Origin of the sequence: Microcoleus sp. MON2_D5 (genome assembly GCF_036701905.1) — a bacterium.
Taxonomy (GTDB): domain Bacteria; phylum Cyanobacteriota; class Cyanobacteriia; order Cyanobacteriales; family Microcoleaceae; genus Microcoleus.
In genome coordinates, this window is record NZ_JAUBRM010000001.1 from 20479 (window position 1) to 37339 (window position 16861).

16 protein-coding genes are annotated in these 16861 nt (G+C 46.7%); 7 read left to right on the forward strand and 9 right to left on the reverse strand.

Translation table 11 applies throughout. From position 1 onward, the window contains the following. Window positions 1–3 precede the first annotated feature (3 nt). A complete protein-coding gene (locus QUA47_RS00110; RefSeq protein ID WP_333429236.1) occupies window positions 4–1275 on the forward strand; it encodes a DPP IV N-terminal domain-containing protein in 1272 nt (423 codons plus the stop codon). Between the two features lie 141 nt (window positions 1276–1416). Here the strand turns inward: QUA47_RS00110 and hpsL are convergent, their stop codons facing one another. Next, the gene (hpsL, locus tag QUA47_RS00115) at window positions 1417–3084 is read right to left on the reverse strand and encodes a hormogonium polysaccharide biosynthesis protein HpsL (RefSeq protein ID WP_333429237.1); all 1668 of its coding nucleotides are present in this window, start codon (window positions 3082–3084) and stop codon (window positions 1417–1419) included. Between the two features lie 409 nt (window positions 3085–3493). Between hpsL and QUA47_RS00120 the strand changes: the two genes are divergently transcribed. Next, a complete protein-coding gene (locus tag QUA47_RS00120; protein ID WP_333429238.1) occupies window positions 3494–4195 on the forward strand; it encodes an alpha/beta hydrolase in 702 nt (233 codons plus the stop codon). Between the two features lie 143 nt (window positions 4196–4338). Here QUA47_RS00120 and QUA47_RS00125 read toward each other — a convergent pair whose 3' ends face one another. From QUA47_RS00125 to QUA47_RS00135, 3 genes are all read right to left on the reverse strand, one after another. After that, window positions 4339–5235 carry a CoA-binding protein gene (locus QUA47_RS00125; protein ID WP_333429239.1) on the reverse strand — a complete coding sequence of 299 codons (897 nt, stop codon included), beginning with the start codon at window positions 5233–5235 and terminating at the stop codon, window positions 4339–4341. 83 nt (window positions 5236–5318) lie between these two features. After that, entirely contained in the window at window positions 5319–6548 is a 1230-nt protein-coding gene (locus QUA47_RS00130; RefSeq protein WP_333405429.1) for a succinate--CoA ligase subunit beta, read from the reverse strand. A 332-nt stretch (window positions 6549–6880) separates the two neighbouring features. Next, window positions 6881–8398: a glycosyltransferase family 2 protein gene (locus QUA47_RS00135; protein ID WP_333429240.1), complete on the reverse strand. Its 1518-nt coding sequence runs from the start codon at window positions 8396–8398 to the stop codon at window positions 6881–6883. 246 nt (window positions 8399–8644) lie between these two features. On the opposite strand from QUA47_RS00135, the gene ebsA reads away from it, so the two are divergent. Both ebsA and QUA47_RS00145 read left to right on the forward strand, forming a co-directional pair. Continuing rightward, entirely contained in the window at window positions 8645–9019 is a 375-nt protein-coding gene (gene ebsA, locus QUA47_RS00140; RefSeq protein ID WP_006634686.1) for a type IV pilus biogenesis protein EbsA, read from the forward strand. A gap of 1374 nt (window positions 9020–10393) precedes the next feature. Continuing rightward, window positions 10394–11491, forward strand: coding sequence for a phosphotransacetylase family protein (locus tag QUA47_RS00145; protein ID WP_333405433.1), 1098 nt, complete (start codon window positions 10394–10396; stop codon window positions 11489–11491). A 52-nt stretch (window positions 11492–11543) separates the two neighbouring features. On the opposite strand, the gene QUA47_RS00150 is transcribed toward QUA47_RS00145, so the two are convergent. Next, window positions 11544–11741: a hypothetical protein gene (locus QUA47_RS00150; RefSeq protein WP_333429241.1), complete on the reverse strand. Its 198-nt coding sequence runs from the start codon at window positions 11739–11741 to the stop codon at window positions 11544–11546. 28 nt (window positions 11742–11769) lie between these two features. Here QUA47_RS00150 and QUA47_RS00155 point away from each other — a divergent pair, with 28 nt between their 5' ends. The 3 genes from QUA47_RS00155 to QUA47_RS00165 all read left to right on the forward strand — a co-directional run bounded on the left by QUA47_RS00155 (window position 11770) and on the right by QUA47_RS00165 (window position 13320). Next, window positions 11770–12273, forward strand: a complete 504-nt coding sequence (locus QUA47_RS00155) for a DNA recombination-mediator protein A (RefSeq protein WP_190656016.1) — start codon at window positions 11770–11772, stop codon at window positions 12271–12273. 15 nt (window positions 12274–12288) lie between these two features. Beyond that, window positions 12289–12705, forward strand: coding sequence for an MAPEG family protein (locus QUA47_RS00160; RefSeq protein WP_333218812.1), 417 nt, complete (start codon window positions 12289–12291; stop codon window positions 12703–12705). A 123-nt stretch (window positions 12706–12828) separates the two neighbouring features. After that, the gene (locus QUA47_RS00165) at window positions 12829–13320 is read left to right on the forward strand and encodes a YajQ family cyclic di-GMP-binding protein (RefSeq protein ID WP_006634691.1); all 492 of its coding nucleotides are present in this window, start codon (window positions 12829–12831) and stop codon (window positions 13318–13320) included. A gap of 90 nt (window positions 13321–13410) precedes the next feature. On the opposite strand, the gene QUA47_RS00170 is transcribed toward QUA47_RS00165, so the two are convergent. The 4 genes from QUA47_RS00170 to QUA47_RS00185 form a co-directional block, all read right to left on the reverse strand. After that, window positions 13411–15060, reverse strand: a complete 1650-nt coding sequence (locus QUA47_RS00170) for a mucoidy inhibitor MuiA family protein (protein WP_333429242.1) — start codon at window positions 15058–15060, stop codon at window positions 13411–13413. Window positions 15061–15123: 63 nt separating this feature from the next. Next, on the reverse strand, window positions 15124–15366 hold the full coding sequence (locus QUA47_RS00175) for a hypothetical protein (RefSeq protein ID WP_333405437.1): 243 nt from the start codon (window positions 15364–15366) through the stop codon (window positions 15124–15126). Window positions 15367–15460: 94 nt separating this feature from the next. After that, a complete protein-coding gene (locus QUA47_RS00180; protein ID WP_333429243.1) occupies window positions 15461–15721 on the reverse strand; it encodes a hypothetical protein in 261 nt (86 codons plus the stop codon). A 113-nt stretch (window positions 15722–15834) separates the two neighbouring features. Continuing rightward, window positions 15835–16725, reverse strand: a complete 891-nt coding sequence (locus tag QUA47_RS00185; RefSeq protein WP_333284262.1) for a methylenetetrahydrofolate reductase — start codon at window positions 16723–16725, stop codon at window positions 15835–15837. Window positions 16726–16861 lie beyond the last annotated feature (136 nt).

Here is a 16861-nt window from a genome sequence, read left to right on the forward strand (position 1 = left end):
AAAATGCGTTTGAATAAATTATGGCTGGTAAGGGCGATCGGCCTAATCTCCCTAACACTCTCAATCACCTTGTTTTTGAGCCTTCACAGCCCTCCCCCAACCGCAGCCCAAAAACCAAGGATACTAGCGTTTACCGCCCTCCAGATGCGCGGCAGCGAGAACAGATCCACTTTATTTGCGGTCAATGCTACCAGTTCCGCTCGCCGCGAACTTACACGTAATATAGATGTTATCGCTCCCCTAGTGTGGTCGCCCAACGGCCAGCGGCTGGCTTTCGTTAGCGGATACAGCGACATCTATACAGTCAATGCTGACGGTTCTCGACTAACTAAACAGTTTGCTGAGGCTGGTTGCAAAGCAGCTAATTTTGAAATAGCTTGGTTTTCCAACAGCCAGAAACTTGTTTTTGCCCGTTCTTGCGACGGTTTTACCTCTGATGCTCCCGGCAGCCAATCACTTTATACAAGCAACACTTCTGGCATTAAAGGAACTAAATTAGTTAGGAATTTGGAAGTAGGAGGACAGCCGCCTAAAACAGAAATTTCATCGGAATTTTACATTTCACCCGACGGCCAGCAGGTAGCATTTGTCAAGGATAAAAATATTTACAAAATGAATGCCGACGGTTCGGGAATGACCAAACTAACTAAAAGTCCCGGCGAATATATATCATCGGGCGGAAGTGAATTTGTGTGGTCGCCAGATGGCACAAAAATTGCTTTCCTGGTCGGCGCTTATCCGAAACAGCAAATTTACACAATTAATGCCAATGGAACCAACCTCAAAAATTTGACGAACAACCCGCAAAATGAGGTTTACAACGTCAAACTATTTTGGTCGCCCGACAGCAGCCGCATTGCTTACTATTATAATAAACCCGGCGATTCAGCACGCGAACAGCAAGATATCTACCTGCTCGACATTAACCGGGGGACAGCCAAGAACCTCACCCAAAAACCCAGAAACTACGACGAAATTTCGTGGTCGCCGGATGGCAAACTTATTGCCTTCGTTGCCGGAGAGTTTAACAATCAAAAACTCTACACAATCAATGCTGACGGGAACCAGCTAAATCAACTAGCTACCCGGCTAAAACCGTCGGGAATTTCAGAATTAGCTTGGTCTGCTGACAGCCAGCAAATTGCTTTTATATTTAACGAAATCCAAGGAGACAAAAGCAACTTGTATTTAATTAATCGGGACGGTTCGGCATTGACTAAATTGACAAACGACAAAGATTTGAATGCTAGCAATCCCGTTTGGCAACCGCAGTAAAGTTACGAGTCACAATATGCTGTAGGGGTCGGTTTTAGCACAGATAAACCATGAACTGCGGGCTATATTTGTACCGCCTTGGATCGAAAGCGGGTTACTGAACAAGAAAGAATCCACCCAACTCAACACTCAAAACTCTTCTCAAATTGGGGCAGATGCAATAATTTTTTTCTCCTTTAATTGCTGGTGAACTTGCAAATCATTTGACTCAAGTTCTTGGGGTTTTTCATCCTGCACCTGTTTGTCAATTTTGGGCAACTTTAAAATCGCCCCAGCTAAAACCCAATAATACACCGACACTGGATCTACATCCAGGGGATAGTATTGAGGATTGATCGTAATAAATCCCACAAATACCCAAAAACTAGCTCCGTAACTCCGCAAACTTTTGTCTTTCACAGAACGGTAAGCTCTAAAAGTTATAAAAGCCAAGTGTAAAACCATGACCTGAAAAGCAATCATTCCCGGATAACCGAGTTCGTAAATCAACTTAGGTTGGAAAGTTTCAATTAGCTGCGTAGCACCAAATATTCGCGTTGAATTAGTTGCTCGTCCCACACCTCTACCGAGAGGTCTGTCAATAATAAAATTGTGGCTTTGCTGGAACTGATTAAAGAGAAACTGCTGGGGCGGTGCAGCCTTCCAGCGGTTAACAAAACTCTCCCGCTGCTGCTCGATAATTTCCGGGTTAATTGCTGCACCGACAAACAGCAGAATCGCCAGTCCTGCACCGATGGGAATAAATCGTTTTAAATTAACTAATTGACCGGTGAGAACTAGCAGGATTGCCGTAGCAACGGGAACCAGAACTAAAGCAGCTCTTTGACCGGAAATAACTGCATTGGCAAATACTAATGCCATGCCAAATAAACCGATAACTCGCCACCAGAATGAAGGGTCGCAAAAGGCAGAGGCAAAGGTTAAAAAAGCATTAGAAATTAAAAACCAAGCCCACTGCCAAGGGGCTACAAAAGTTCCCGGCAAGCGGATAAACTTGACTTCTGGACTGAACACTAAAGAACCGCCGACAAAACATCTAGCTTGCAGCGTTGCTTTATATAAGTCGTTTCCGATCATTCCTCGGGTACCCGCACATTTTCCACTTTGCAGCAACAGGTACTGAATCAAACCGAGAAGGCAGCAAACTATCGCCAAAACGATGTGCATTCGACTAAAAAATACCAAATCCTTCTTAGTGCGGAGCAGATAATAGGTACAAGCCATAAGCGGTATGTAACCTATCAATACTTTTAAGCCGAGAATTCCTTGCAGAATTGGTTTCTCACCCTTCATAGGGTTGAGCTGCATATCGCCGTTGACAAAAATTAAAGTTAGCATTGCCATCATCAACAGGATGCTAAAGGTAGAAAGCATTTGTTTGGGGATGAACAGGGGCAACTGTTTCTTTTTGCAGCTTTGAATTAGGGCGATGAGAGCTGGTATGTAGAAAGCATCTTTGGCTAATTGAAATGCAGCATTCCCGCCGCCAATTGCGTAAGTAATTGTACCGCTGAAAGGCAGGTAAATTAGAAAAGTCCACAAAGCTTGACGGGGGTATTTGTAGGAAAGCAGCAAGATGGCTGCGGCTGCGCCTCCTGCAATAGCAATCTTAGGGCCGGCCACGAACAACAGGGGGATGCTGAGAGCAACGGTGACTAAGCAGCTTATGGCGATCGCCTGCACCAATTCATTGCGCTTTTCTGAAATTTTGCGTTTTTGTGCAGCTACTTCTTTTTTGCTTAGCGCGGTTGTTTTTTCGCTGTGCTTGTGTTTGGATTTCTTGGATTTGCGCTTGGTTTTCAACAACATATACAAGAAGGAAGAAGGAAGAAGGAAGAAGGAAGAAGGAAGAGGGAAGAGGGAAGAGGGATTTAGTGGTCTAGGAGAGAAATAATAAGTAATTCCTTATGTTTCAGCAATTAATAATTTCCTCTGCATCAGGGGGATTACTATAATTTTTATAAGGCACTTATGTAGAAGGCTGAAGGCAATATGATGTAGAAGGCTGGACATCGAGAAGGTAGAAAGCAGAATGAATAGAAGCAAAAATATTTGGGTAGAGTTGGTTACTTATTCTTAAAGTCAAGATCGAGAAAAAGTCTCGGTCGAGATTGTGGGTGTGACGCCGGCACAAATTACACTGGCGACCTTGTAGAATATAACTGCTGCATCTATAATGTACAAATCTCGAAAAAATAATTTTAATCTAGCGGTGAATATGAAATTAACAAAATTTGTATCGATCGGGATTGTCCTATTTTTAGGAGCAAGCGGGAGCATATTATCTAGCAGCAGTAGAGCATTAGGGGCCGAAAAAGTTGTCCTCACCTTTGGCCCGATCAGACAAGCCATCAATGTCAGCGACTTAGAAGACTTTGCTAAAGAGGGCACGACGACGCCAACCCTGCAACAAATTATCCGGTTCTCCAAAATGGACGCGCAAATATTGCGGGGGTTCATGGGTCTAGAAATCGGTTTAAAGCCTGCTAATCTGGCTAGGGTAGTTTACAGCACCCCGGGAGAAAAAATCACTGACCAAATCGGTCAAGCAATTCGGACTCAGCGCCGCACAGAAAGCGGGAAAGCTTTGCGGGCAGCGGTGATCCTGGCATCGGGGGATGACGGTAAGGTATCGCTGCTGGAAATCCTGAAAAAGTATCCTCTCAACGAGGTTTACGTAGATGTTGCCAGCCTTCGCACCGCTGTTGGCAAAGTTCAGAGTATAGCTGGAACTCTGCGAAGCCTGCTTCAAGATGTGACGAGATCGACAACTCGCACAACTGAAACAACTCGCCCCGAAAGTCCGATCGAGCCTCGCCGCAGCGTGCAGCCAACAACTCCGCCTCCAGCGCCGCGCCGCGCCGCCCCTTTGCCAGCACCCGCACCGCAGCCTGTGACGCCGGTCAGAGGGCTTTGGTAAAAAAATCATAAATGTGTCCTAAAGGCGGGTTGAAGCGGCTGTTGTGCCATTCTGCCGAGTCTTTTGAGACCAAACCGGCCCCCGCCCTACCCCTATCCCAACCCCCAAAAGGGTTAGGACTTTTGTGAAAACTCCCAAAGCAATCAATTTTTCTTTAGCAATTTTTTGAGCAACTTAGGAATCTCTGAAGGTCGAGCCGCCACAGGTATGTCCGCCTCTTCAAAGGCAGCCATTTTGTTTGGGGCCGTAACTCCAAAGGCTTTCTGGGCAGCCGCCCGAGAACTGATCAGGATGCCGGCGTGGCCCAAAGACGGCCCCTTGGGAGCGTAGCGGCCGGCCAGATAAGCAACCACGGGTTTGTCGATCGCCGAGGCGATGTAAGAAGCAGCAGCTTGTTCACTCCACCCGCCAACTTCCCCCACCAAAACTATCGCTTCGGTACTGTCGTCTTCGTCCAAAATTTGCAGCCACTGCATAAAAGAAGAACCGACAATCGCGTCGCAGCCAATACAAACCGCCATCGACTGTCCCAACCCAGCCTCCGTCAGTTCTAGGGCAACTTCGTAAGTCAAAGTGCTGCTGCGGCTGATCACTCCCACCGGGCCGGGAGTGTAAAATTCCTTGGGGTGAGTTCCCAGCAGGAGTTTGTCGGGCACAATAATCCCCGGACTGTTGGGCCCGATTACCAAAGTTTCGGTGGCTTCTGCTTTTCTGACTAAGTGCACCATATCCAGAGGAGGCACTCCCCCAGTAACGATCGCGATTTGCCGAATTCCTCCGGCGATCGCTTCTAAAGCAGCATCCAGCACCGAGTAAGCGTCTACCAAAATTACCGCAGTGTCAACGTGACCCACTGCCGCCACTGCTTGTTCTACCAAATCAAAAATCGGAATTCCCTCCACCTGCAGCCCCCCCCGACCGGGACTAACACCGGCGACTACATTCGTGCCGTATGCTTTCATCATCAGGGCGGCGCGGGTGGACGCGGGAGATTCTGTAATGCCCTGTACTAGGACTTTGCTTTCAGGAGTTAAATTCATTTTTTCCCACTTGACACTCGATCTGTAAAAAGCAGAAGGCCTTCATCTGTACAGAAATCTCATTTTTTGCCGATCGACTGCCGCTACTTGGCGGAGGATACAGAAGCGGCCGCGGCCTCATCCAAAGTGCTAGCTAGCTGCACCGGCAACTGTCCCAAACGCTTTTTAACAGCATCAGCATCGATCTCTACCAGCCGCAGCACCACTTGGATGTGGCGGTTAGCGCGAGCTTTCCGTTCCAAATAGCCGGCTACTGCAGCGATTATTTCCTCGGTCTTGGAGGCGCTGCCCAAAATATTTACAAGTATCACCTTAACGCTTTTATCCTGAGCGACTAACTCCAGACCCAAATCCGCGCGATCGCGCAGGGCATTTGCTGCTTCGTAGCGGTCTAGGGAACCAATATTCACAAAATTAGCTGGTTTTCCTCCTTGGTGGGTTACAGCATCTAGAGTTGCCATTGTCAGGCCCACTCCGTTGCACAAAATCGCGATATTCCCGTCTAGTTCGATTAATTGCAGGGATTCGGAATTCGAGATTGGCGATTTAGATTTGGGGTCAAACTCCGGCGACTGCTGAACCTTCGAGTGGGAATGGGGGCGATCGCCAGGGGCATGGAGACTTCTCCTTTCCCGTGCCAACCCGCTGTTTTGCCTCTTCCCCGATAGTGCTGCCAAATCTGGATGTCGCCCCAAGGCATCGTCGTTGGCGGTCACTTTACCGTCTAAAGCCATTACCTCTCCCGTTGGGCTAATGCCGAGAGGATTGATTTCTACTAGATCTAAATCTTTTTCAACAAACAGCCGGTACATTTTTTCGACAATGGTGCTCACCGATTGAATCAAGTCTCCCTGCAATCCCATTTTCAGCGTGAGACGCCTCGCGTAGAATGGCGAAAATTCTTGATCTACGGCAACTTGCTGCATTTGCTCGATCGACCGTTCGACATCCATACCTCCTTGTCTCGAACCCAGAAGCACCGGGCGGCGGGCTACGGGGTCTAGGAGTACCGCTAAGTACAATTCTTGGTCAGCGTTGTACTTTGCTTCTGCCAGTAGAACTTGGGGATATTCATCCTCGATCGGCAAATTAAAAATTGTTTGGGCGGCTGCTACTGCATCGATCGTATTTTCCACAAACTTGATACCGCCCGCCCGGCCCCGTCCCCCAGCCCGCACTTGCGATTTGAGTACAACGGGGTAGGGAATTTTCAGTCCTTTGAGGTCAGCGGGATTGTCAATCTGCTGCGACGGCAAAATCGGAATTGCCATCTGGCGAAATAAAGATTTAGCTTGGTACTCTAACAAATCCATTATCAATTACGGGTTACGGGTAGTTGGCAACAAGCAATTCGTCCTAATTGGCAATTCATAATTAATAGATAGTAATTGGTTTTTTGTCAAGTTAAAAGTTAAAAATTATCGATTTTATCTTTTATTTTTCGACTTGTGTATGACCGATTACTTATTCGCTATTACCGCTCGCCGATTACCTATTACCTAAGCTGTTTCAAAGTGTTTTTTTCTAGGAATTGCCAAATTTTACTGTCGGCTCTGGCGGGGAGATATTTGGCGAGCGTGGGTGTTTTTTTGTCTCGGAAAATCTTCGGACGTTCGGCCTGTGCCGAGATATTTTTGCGAATTGTTTACTTGATGCTATTAACAGCGCCTTGATGGACGGTTTTGACCCATTTGAGCCGCTTGGGCCGTACCGCAATCCGAGCCGTCACAGTCCCTACCAGCAGCCAGTGGAACATATACACAGTACCCCGCAGCGTTTGCAGCAAGGTGACAAAAACTCTTTTAACGTCAAATTTGGTCTCTTTGCGAGTGCGGCGCAAACCGACAAACATTCCCACCACCGACAATGTAAGGGTCATAAAAGTTATGGGACTGGCGATCGGCATCCGGCGCAGCGCAATTGACATCACAAAGTCGGGTAGCGCTACTGTGGGTAAGAAATATTGAGATACCCAAAATCCAAATAAATCCCAAGTTTTCCCAGTTCCCATGCGGTTCCGCAAAATTAGCCGCCAGTAGTCAAGATAACGCTGATAGCCACCTTCGGCCCAGCGATTGCGCTGGTGCCACAGAGCGCGAGGGTTAGTGACTCCTTCTTCTGACACGGCTGGGAAAGCGAGAAATTCTATGTCCCATCGGTCTAGGTGCAGCCTCAGAGTCAAATCCAGGTCGTCGGTAATCGTCTCCTCGTTCCAGCCTCCGCAGCTTTCCAAGGCGGTGCGACGCATGAATTGGCCGTTACCGCGCAATTCTCCAATGCCGCCGATCGCAATCCGCTGCTGCTGGAAAAAACTGTCGAGAGCCATTTCGGCTTCTTGGCCACGAGTCCAAAAATTTACCGAAGCATTGGCGATGGCTTTTCTGACTTGCACAGCCCCTACCTTTTCTCCATGGAACACTGGCAGCACCCGGCGCAGCAAATCTGGCGTTACCGTCGCGTCGGCGTCAAATATTCCCACAAATTCCCCGCGAGTCAGCGGTAACACTTGATTGAGTGCTCCCGACTTCCCGCCACTGGCATTTGCTCCTCTGCGAAATACTTTGAGCTGGGGGTACTTTTTGGTTAGCTGTTCCAATACTAGCGGCGTGGCGTCGCTGCTGTGATCGTCGATCGCCCAAACTTCGTAGCGGTCGATCGGATAATCTACATTGCAGATGGATTCTACGAATCGGGCAATCACCGCTTCCTCATTTTTCGCTGCCACCAGCAGCGACACGTAAGGCCAATCCTCTCGGCTTTCATCGGCCAGAGGCGGCAGTGCGGGCTTGGGCGAAGCAAACAAAACTCGAAATGCTTGCATCCACAGCAGTCCCGTCAACCCCCACACTACCCACGCACCCCAAGAAATCAAGTGCAGGGCGATCGTGCCGGCCCAAATCGCCGTCAGCACTGCGGCGGCTTTTCTGCGGCGTCCCCGGTACAGATTTTGAGGAAAAGAGGGAGTTCCCGGCACAGACACCGCAACCGGGAGCTCTGCTTTTGTTTCCGCGTCAAACACCCTGTCGCCAATGTCTGGTATAGCAAATACTTTGCTGAGCTTCGAGTGCGAGGTCAAACTCTTGAGCTCTTCTTGAGCTAAATCAGAGATGTCCAAGTTAAGCTCGCTGCGAGCGTCGTTTTCTGGCCAAGAACTCTCCTGCATAGGTTACTTGATTCAACCACCAATAGTTTTTGATTTTAGATATAAGCATCTACTGTATCAGTTTCTGGACTTTTGTCGAAAGCGGACGGAAGGACAACCAGCGGGTTCGGTGCTTGTACTACCCTGGTAAACGGGTACTGCATCGAGTATTTTGGTTGACTTTTGCTTGCGATCGACCAGGAATATCTGTTAGTTTTTTCTGGGGATCTAAACTATCTGTTAGTAATAAGTGTCTGAGGTGGAAATATGTCTATTCCTCAACTCAAGCCAGCCGATGACAAAGAAGTGAAAGTCTACGCGCCTTTCTGTCAAGAGCCCAGGCGCAAGTTTTTACCGCACGCTATTGGTCTCTACAAGCTCAAAAGCTTGGAGGGGGCAAGAAAAATTGACGGTGGGGAGAGCGTGCCGTTTGTCGCTAGTTGGAATATCTCGTCGCTGCCGATCGACTTAACCCGCTGTCGGGTGTTGTTTGACGGCAATGCTGAACTCAGCTACGAAGTGACTATGCAAAGCTCTGAGTTTGTTAGTTGCTTAATTGAGGTACTCCTGACTTTTCAGCGGACTCGTACTGTGGATTTTTCTAAAACGTTTTACCGCAAGCTGATGCGAATGGATGAATAACTTTCACCGCCGCCGCACTCCCGAAAGTCCGCAATTGACAATCAAGTAATTTAATCCGGGGCCCCCGGATTGATTCGCGGGTCGAGAAAAAAGCTCCTCGCTCCCGATCGCCAGCCCCCGGATTTATCAGTGGGGTCGCTTTCTTCAATCTAAATTCTAAAATCTAAAATCTAAAATCGATTGACGGGCGCTATAACTGGCGCACCAATAGTGTAACGCCTCGACGGCAAGATTACATGATTGGTGCGCCAGCCCTATTTGAGAAGCGGAAATAGTAAGTGAGTTGTTGGATCGTTCTCAATAATCCCTTTGGGGGTGAGCACTTTTCCCCATTGCTAAAGTAAATTTACAGCAGTTTTGTGTTGAGCGTGATACAGATTTCGCGTAGGGACTCAGGCAAAGCCTGAGTCCCTACCTGTATTTCATCCAATTCAAAACTGCTGTATTTGTTGTGCGACAAGCCCAAAAGCCTATTTCGGACATTGGTGCTGTGGGAGTGCGTGAAGCGAAGCTATCGCCGTTAGGCAAATCGCGCCGTCCGATTTCGTTCAAATTTTGCGACTCGGTAGCTGAGAGGAAAGCGCTGTAGATCCGCCCAAGGAAAATCAATCTACAGCCCTGGAACTGCGATCTGGCTAGCATCGCAATCAGCCTTTGAGCTGCCAAAACTCCAGCCCACGCCGCCCGACAATTTATTTGTTTAGAAGCTAGAAGCCTGATCCTAAGCAGCTTATTGCTCGCAGTGCTACCGATCGGTTTGAACGCGGGCGATCGCACTAATAATTAATAACTAATAATACAAGGTATCGATTTTCAATTATATGCAAAAATGAGCAGGCAAGCAGCGGGATTTATTCCTACAAAGTACCTGTTTGATAGCAATCATAAATGAGTCGTATTTTTTTATCTCACCCCAAGCTCCCGTTATGAAGGGGAGGGGGTCAAAAATTTAAAAATGATATAATTAATTGCTATATACCAAACAAAAACTTACCCAGCCCTCTCAATAGGTCTTTATACTAAAATCACTACTTCTACCCTGTTATTTTTATTTGATAAAAGTCGGTGTTACTCTCTAAATTTAGCAATAAGACTGGCTAAAATTTTTATAAATAAAATCGGTTATTAAAGGAAGCAGTGGCGATAAATTTTTATCCAAAACGGCGGGTAAAACAAACAATTTAAAAACGGCTTTACCCAAATTAAGTAAAAAGAATGGGAAGAAAAGGGTTGCTAACAGCCGAATAAAAATTTCTCGTAAAAAAACAATCTGCCCAAAAGTGACAAAATCGAGTATAATAGTATTGCCAAATTGAGTCGCAGTTCAGAAATACTGTAGAAAAAACTAAATTTATTGAAATAGACAGGTGCAAATTGAGGATTGAAGGCGTACCCAAATTGACTAAATATTTGCTGATCGGTTCCACAAAAGCTTACAGCGGCAAGTCGGCCATCGCCCTGGGGATGGCACTCGGACTCCGGGGAAAAGGACTGGCCGTCGCCTACGGCAAACCTCTGGGAACCTGTTTCAGCTCCGAGGGAGCTGCGATCGAGGAGGAAGACGTGCGGTTCGCGGTAGAGACGCTGAAGCTCTCAGAAAGCCAGATGCCGTCAACACTGCTGTATTTGGATGAAGAGACCGTTCACAAGCGTTTGCGGAGAGAAGACAAGACAGATTACCGCCAGTCTTTAGCGCAATATTTGCAAGCTCCCAGCGGAGACTTGGTGCTGTTAGAAGGCCCAGCTAATTTGGAGGAAGGCAGTCTGTTTGACTTGTCTTTGGCTCAAGTCGCTGAGGCAGTTGATGCCTCTGTGCTGTTGGTAGCCCGCCCGATCGATCTTTATATAGACGATTTGCTGTCGGCTAAACAGCGTTTGGGTTCGCGGTTGCTGGGCGTGGTACTCAACGACGTTCCCTCGGACAAACTCGAATCGGTAACGGCGACTGTGCGGCCTTTTCTGGAGGCTGCGGGTATTCCTGTTTTGGGAATGCTGCCGAGAAGTGCTTTGCTGCGAAGTGTCAGCGTCAAAGAATTGGTGCACCAATTGAAAGCTGATGTGCTGTGCCGTCGAGACCGTTTGGACTTGATGGTGGAAACCTTGACAATTGGCGCGATGAATGTTAGTTCTGCTCTGAAGTATTTCCGCAAAGCGAGAAATATGGCGGTGGTGACGGGGGGCGATCGCACGGACATTCAGCTAGCAGCTCTGGAGAGCTCGACTCAGTGCTTAATTTTGACAGGTCACTTGCCTCCTTCTCCCCTAGTGATTGGCAGGGCAGAAGAAATGGAAATTCCGGTTTTGTCTGTTGATTTGGATACCTTAACCACGGTAGAAATTATCGACAGCACCTTTGGCAACGTGCGGCTGCACGAACCGATCAAGGTGGAATGCGTTACTCAGCTAATGGCAGAACATTTTGACCTTGAGGGTCTGATGGCTTCCTTGGGCCTGAGCGATCGAGTCCATTAATAACAGAGCCGGAGCTGAGGGAAGAAGGTATTCGGCAGAGAAAACTTTTTGTTTAAATAAATAAAAAGCCACAATTCTTAAATTCTCCATTTTTCTTGAATTCTACCTTGAGCTCCGGCTGGCGAATGTCTTGAGACATTCTGCCTTCTGGCTTCCTCAAATCTCCAGATCCTCTAGCCCGATCCCGTAAATCAGCAATTCTTAACTTCTTTTTGGCGGCAATGGCTAGTGAGTCTGCTAAAATCCACAACGTAGTTTTATTTAATTTAATAAATTCTTTGAGTCAATCAATTGAGCTACCCAGAGTAGATGATTTTTTACAAGAACTTGCGGCGATCCAGCAAACCAGCTCCAAGCGGCTTGCTCTTTTGGGTTCTCGCCACGTTCCTATTACCCACCAGCAGCTAATTGAGATGCTGAGCTACGCCCTAGTTCTGGGAGGCAATCAGCTCATCACTTCTGGCGCTACAGGCACCAATTCAGCCGCAATTCGGGGGGCAATGCGAGCAGATCCTAATCTGCTGACGGTGATTTTGCCACAAAGCATGAGCCGCCAGCCTCGGGAGTCTCGCGACCAACTCGAACAAGTGATACATTTGGTAGAAAATCCCAAAAATGATAGCTTGTCTCTCCCGGAAGCAAGCGCCATGTGCAATCAGGAGATTATTTCTCGCTGCCAGCAACTGATATGTTTTGCTTTTCACGAAAGCCACACTTTGCTGAAAACTTGCCAGGATGCGGAGGAACAGCGCAAGGTAGTTACTCTGTTCTATTTTGATTGAACTGCGAGGCGGATGATGCTGTTGGGATTACCTGTGTCGGTTATTCTGCTTGATTGTATTGCTGCTGCTGCTGCGCTGGTTTACGCACCGTTTTTGGTGGTTGCGTTCGCCCGCTTGCAGCTAGGCTACGACCAAGCAGCCCCCCGCGCTATGTTTGAGAGGTTGCCTGCTTACGCTCAGCGGGCAACTTGGGCTCACCAAAATTCGTTTGAGACGTTTATGCTGTTTTCAGCGGCGGCTTTGATGGCTTTTGTGACGGGGGTAGATTCGGAAGCGGCGGGTTGGGCTGCGATCGCTTTTACGATCGCCCGGTTGTTGTTTTCGGTTTTCTATATTCTGAATGTGCCGCTGGCGCGATCGCTCATGTTTGCGATTAGTTCTTCTTGCACTGTTTCTTTATTCTATTTCAGTTTGAGAGCTGTTAATGGCTAATTGTTATTAGTCACTGGTCATTAGTCATTAGTTAAGAGACGCTTAATTAATGACTAATTATTAACTACTAATTACTAATTACCCATTACCAACTACCAATTACCCATTACCAATTACTAATTTATGGCTGCTAGTTATTCCTTTGATATTGTCAGCGAGTTCGATCGGCAAGAATTAGTTAACGCTGTTGATCAAACTGTGCGGGAAATTCAAAGCCGGTACGACTTGAAAGATACCAAAACTACCGTGGAATTGGGCGCAGAATCAATTACTGTCAATACGGACAGCGAATTTACTCTGGACGCAATTCACACTGTTTTGCAAACTAAAGCCGCCAAGCGGAATTTATCTTTGAAAATTTTTGATTACGGCAAAGCTGAACCTGCTAGCGGCAGTCGGGTGCGTCAAGAAATTAAACTTAAAAAAGGAATTAGTCAGGAAATCGCGAAACAGATTACTAAATTAATTCGCGATGAATTTAAGAAGATTCAAGGTTCGATTCAAGGAGATGCAGTGCGGGTGTCTGCTAAGGATAAGGATGATTTGCAGTTGGTGATTCAACGCTTGAAGCAAGAAGATTATCCCGTGGCTTTGCAGTTTACAAATTACCGCTAGATTTGAGAGTTTATCGGGACTTGAGTCCTCATAGTTCTGGCGAATAAGGACTCAAGTCCTGATTAGAAACAACTTTTTACCTCCTTAATATTAAATATCTAAACCCGTAACTGTTAAGTCGGGAGGATGTTCGACAACAAACTGGTAATATAACTCTTGCTTTGCTTGCGGCGGCAGATACATTATCCATTCTAGCAGTCCCATTTCACCTGCTACTATCTTCGGATTAGTGAGAGTCGATCGCACTTTAATTTGTTCGTTGCGGCTTACTGGCAATTGCTCTTTTAGTGTCAGGTGTACCTGCACCTGATGCAAGTTTGTCACATTTAAGCGATAAGCGTAACTCATGCGCCGCTGCTGGCCCATCAGTTTTTTATCTACTTGTCTTTCCACTAATTCCCGCTCTATTTTTAAGCGTTCATCAATTCCTAAATTAACTTTATATTCTTGCCCGGGGGAAACATTTTCTAACTGCACAGTACCGACAAAAGTGTTGTCGCGAAAGATATTTGCTTTACCTGGAAGCAGAGTTGCGCCTGTCATCGGATTCACAACAACTGCTTGCAAATAGGCAAAACTGACTAATCGCGGAACGGCTATATATTCAGGTTTAAATGGATAATTTTCGCTGAAAATAGTGACTTTGTGCGGCGTGCCGTCGCTGGGAATGTTGGTATTTCCGCCTACTTGAAATGAAACAGTTCCGCCTTCTCTGGAGACTTTGGCTGTGGCTGTTTCAGCTTGTATGGGTGCGAGTGCCATGTCGGGTGTAGCGCCTGCAACGTCTTCAAAGAACATATCGTTTACGTCTACATCATAGTCTGATGAAACGCTAAGAGGTTGCTCTAATTCGGCTTTTTGGGATCTGCCTCTACGGCGTCTAGGGTATAAACCATCGATGTACCAAGGTTCTAGTTTTGGTGGCAAAGTTCCCATTCCCGGTTTTGCTGTGGATAAAGTCAGCCCTACTCCCGTCCAATCTTCCCCTGTATTTTGATTGACTTCGGCTAAGTAATTGAGATTAATTTGGTTGTTGGTAGTGTTGACTCGCAAGTCGTAAAGGGGAGTCCAGCGGGAGCCCATGACTACATAGGAAACTTCTAGTTCAAAATTGCCGGTGCCACTGGGTTCTATGGCAACAATGATGTTAAAACTTTGCTGAGAATGGGGAGTTTGTACTTGCCGCAACTGCTGCAACAAAGCTTCTATTTGCTTGTCTAATTCGCGCTGCTGTTTTTCGTGCTGGGCGATCGCACTTACATATTTTACGTAATTAGTTCCTAAAAAGTTGAGCAATTCGCCAGTTTCGTTTAAACCTACCTGCTGTTTGGCGATGCTGCTGGAAAAGAAACCGACGCTTTTTTCGCTCAAATCTTCCACAAATTTGAGCTGAATTTTTCGGGCGGTTATTTTGTCGTTAATTCCCCGTCTTTGGGTTTGTAATTCCTGAATTTGTTGGGTTAATTCGGCAGTGCGATCGCCCACAGGTTCGCTGCTAAACACTGTTTCGGTTCGCACTCCCAGCAATCGCACTGCAACTGTACCCGCACCCGTGGCCCTGACTGACTCTGTTTCGAGGGTTGCCGGTACAGAGGCGATCGCCAATTCTCGCTCGTTTCCCGTCAGAGATACCGTACCGCGCCGCGTCACCAAAGCGCGATCGGTATAAACTGTAACTGCTGATATGCTAGTATTTAGTGTTTTAATGGTATCAGAATTAAGTATTTCTGAGTCAGTCATTGCCAGTTGCTCCTATTTAATAACCGTTTAGTCGATCGAGCTATTTCAAAAATAGTTTATTGGTCAATTTTTCCGCTCGCCCATTCCTTTAGCCAACTCCTCAAGCGCATCCAAAGGCGAACCAAATAAAATGCACCTTTTCAGCAAAGATAAGTCTAACTCAGGCAGCATTTCGCTACTAGCAATTCGCTCGTAATCTTCCTCTCGCAGATGGTAAAGCTCTAGAGTGCCATCTTCCCAAAACCAGACTTCCGGGACTCCCATCAGTGGGTATTTCTGAAGTTTAATCGGACTACCGCTAGTCATAACAATCTCAATACATAAATCTCGAACATCTTTAATAGTTCCGAAACAATAAGACAAATCTGCCTGATACTCGACTTGCTGTTCGACAATCTGACTATAAGTACCGCTGGGAAAAAATACAATTTTTTTTCAGAAAATACTGTCCCGTTAGCAAGCGCATCAAACACCTAATCGCTTCATGCAACCTTCCAGTACCCGCAATTGCTAGAACTCCATCACAATAAAATAAGCGTACATTCGCCACGTCTTCAAAGCCGGCTTGAATGGCCTTGAATTTATGCCATGTCAAACTGTGGCAAGTGAAACGTTGTTCGACTGCGGGAGAAGTGCTTGGATTGTCTACAGTTTGAAGCATGGGTGTTTTATTGATGTTCAAAATGGTAGCGCGGGAGTGGGCGGGTTTATGAGTTTAGGAAATCGTTAGTTTTAGGAATTGATAATTGGTAAAACCCGCCCCTACGTTTAATTTTAGCTCAGTGGCTCGATTCCTGCCAAATCCAAAATTTGAGGAATTAAATCTTCTCGTTTGACAGCCATCATGTGAACTCCTTGACAAATCTGCCGCGCTAGTTTGACTTGTTCTGCAGCAATTTTTATGCCTTCCTGCAAGGGTTCGGGAGCTTTTGCTAAACGATCGATAGTCTCTTGTGGGATGTGAACTCCCGGCACGTATTTTTGAATAAATTCCGCATTTTTAGCTGATTTAAACAAAAATATTCCTGCTAAAACTGGCTTGTTGCAGCCCGCTGCAACGTGGTGCATAAACTTATCCAAAACTTCAAAATCTGTAATTAATTGACTCTGAAAAAACTGTGCTCCAGCCTCTACTTTTTTCTCAAACCGACTTTGCAAACCCGACCAACTGGGGGATTGCGGATCGACTGCTGCACCTACAAATAAATCAGTAACTCCGTCGGTTAAAGGTTTGTCATTCCAGTCTTGGCCGCCGTTCATTTTTTGAATAACTTGCAATAGCCGAACTGATTCCAAATCGAATACACTTTTTGCTTTAGGATGGTCGCCCGCTTTGACGGGATCGCCTGTAAGTGCTAATACATTGCGAATGCCTAAAGCGTGGGCTCCCATGAGATCCGCTTGCAGGCCAATTAGATTGCGATCGCGACAAGCAACTTGACAAATTGGCTCAATTCCGTGCTGCACTAAAATCGCCGAAACTGCTAGCGGGCACATTCGCAAAACTGCGCGACTCCCGTCTGTGACATTAATTGCGTGAACTCTGTTTTTGAGGCGTTCAGCCATTTGAATTGTGTGAGTTATGTCGCCACCTTTTGGCGGGGCCACTTCGGCGGTAATTATAAATTCTCCGGGGGTGGTGCAGGCTGTGCGAAAACGGTTCATGATTATTTGTCTGTTATTGGTTATTTGTTATTTGACAGTTGACAGTTGACAGTTGGCAGTTGTTAGTGGGCAGTTGGCAGTTGGCAGTTGTCATTCTTAACCAGTAACCAATAACCAATAACAACTCACAACTCAC

Excerpts from the sequence above, each read along its gene's own strand:
- QUA47_RS00185 (WP_333284262.1), bottom strand. The coding sequence starts at position 16,725 with ATGAACCGTTTTCGCACAGCCTGCACCACCCCCGGAGAATTTATAATT.
- QUA47_RS00130 (WP_333405429.1), bottom strand. The coding sequence starts at position 6,548 with ATGGATTTGTTAGAGTACCAAGCTAAATCTTTATTTCGCCAGATGGCA.
- QUA47_RS00125 (WP_333429239.1), bottom strand. The coding sequence starts at position 5,235 with ATGAATTTAACTCCTGAAAGCAAAGTCCTAGTACAGGGCATTACAGAA.
- QUA47_RS00120 (WP_333429238.1), top strand. The coding sequence starts at position 3,494 with ATGAAATTAACAAAATTTGTATCGATCGGGATTGTCCTATTTTTAGGA.
- QUA47_RS00160 (WP_333218812.1), top strand. The coding sequence starts at position 12,289 with ATGCTGTTGGGATTACCTGTGTCGGTTATTCTGCTTGATTGTATTGCT.
- QUA47_RS00165 (WP_006634691.1), top strand. The coding sequence starts at position 12,829 with ATGGCTGCTAGTTATTCCTTTGATATTGTCAGCGAGTTCGATCGGCAA.
- QUA47_RS00180 (WP_333429243.1), bottom strand. The coding sequence starts at position 15,721 with ATGCTTCAAACTGTAGACAATCCAAGCACTTCTCCCGCAGTCGAACAA.
- QUA47_RS00135 (WP_333429240.1), bottom strand. The coding sequence starts at position 8,398 with ATGCAGGAGAGTTCTTGGCCAGAAAACGACGCTCGCAGCGAGCTTAAC.
- QUA47_RS00175 (WP_333405437.1), bottom strand. The coding sequence starts at position 15,366 with ATGACTAGCGGTAGTCCGATTAAACTTCAGAAATACCCACTGATGGGA.
- hpsL (WP_333429237.1), bottom strand. The coding sequence starts at position 3,084 with ATGTTGTTGAAAACCAAGCGCAAATCCAAGAAATCCAAACACAAGCAC.
- ebsA (WP_006634686.1), top strand. The coding sequence starts at position 8,645 with ATGTCTATTCCTCAACTCAAGCCAGCCGATGACAAAGAAGTGAAAGTC.
- QUA47_RS00110 (WP_333429236.1), top strand. The coding sequence starts at position 4 with ATGCGTTTGAATAAATTATGGCTGGTAAGGGCGATCGGCCTAATCTCC.
- QUA47_RS00170 (WP_333429242.1), bottom strand. The coding sequence starts at position 15,060 with ATGACTGACTCAGAAATACTTAATTCTGATACCATTAAAACACTAAAT.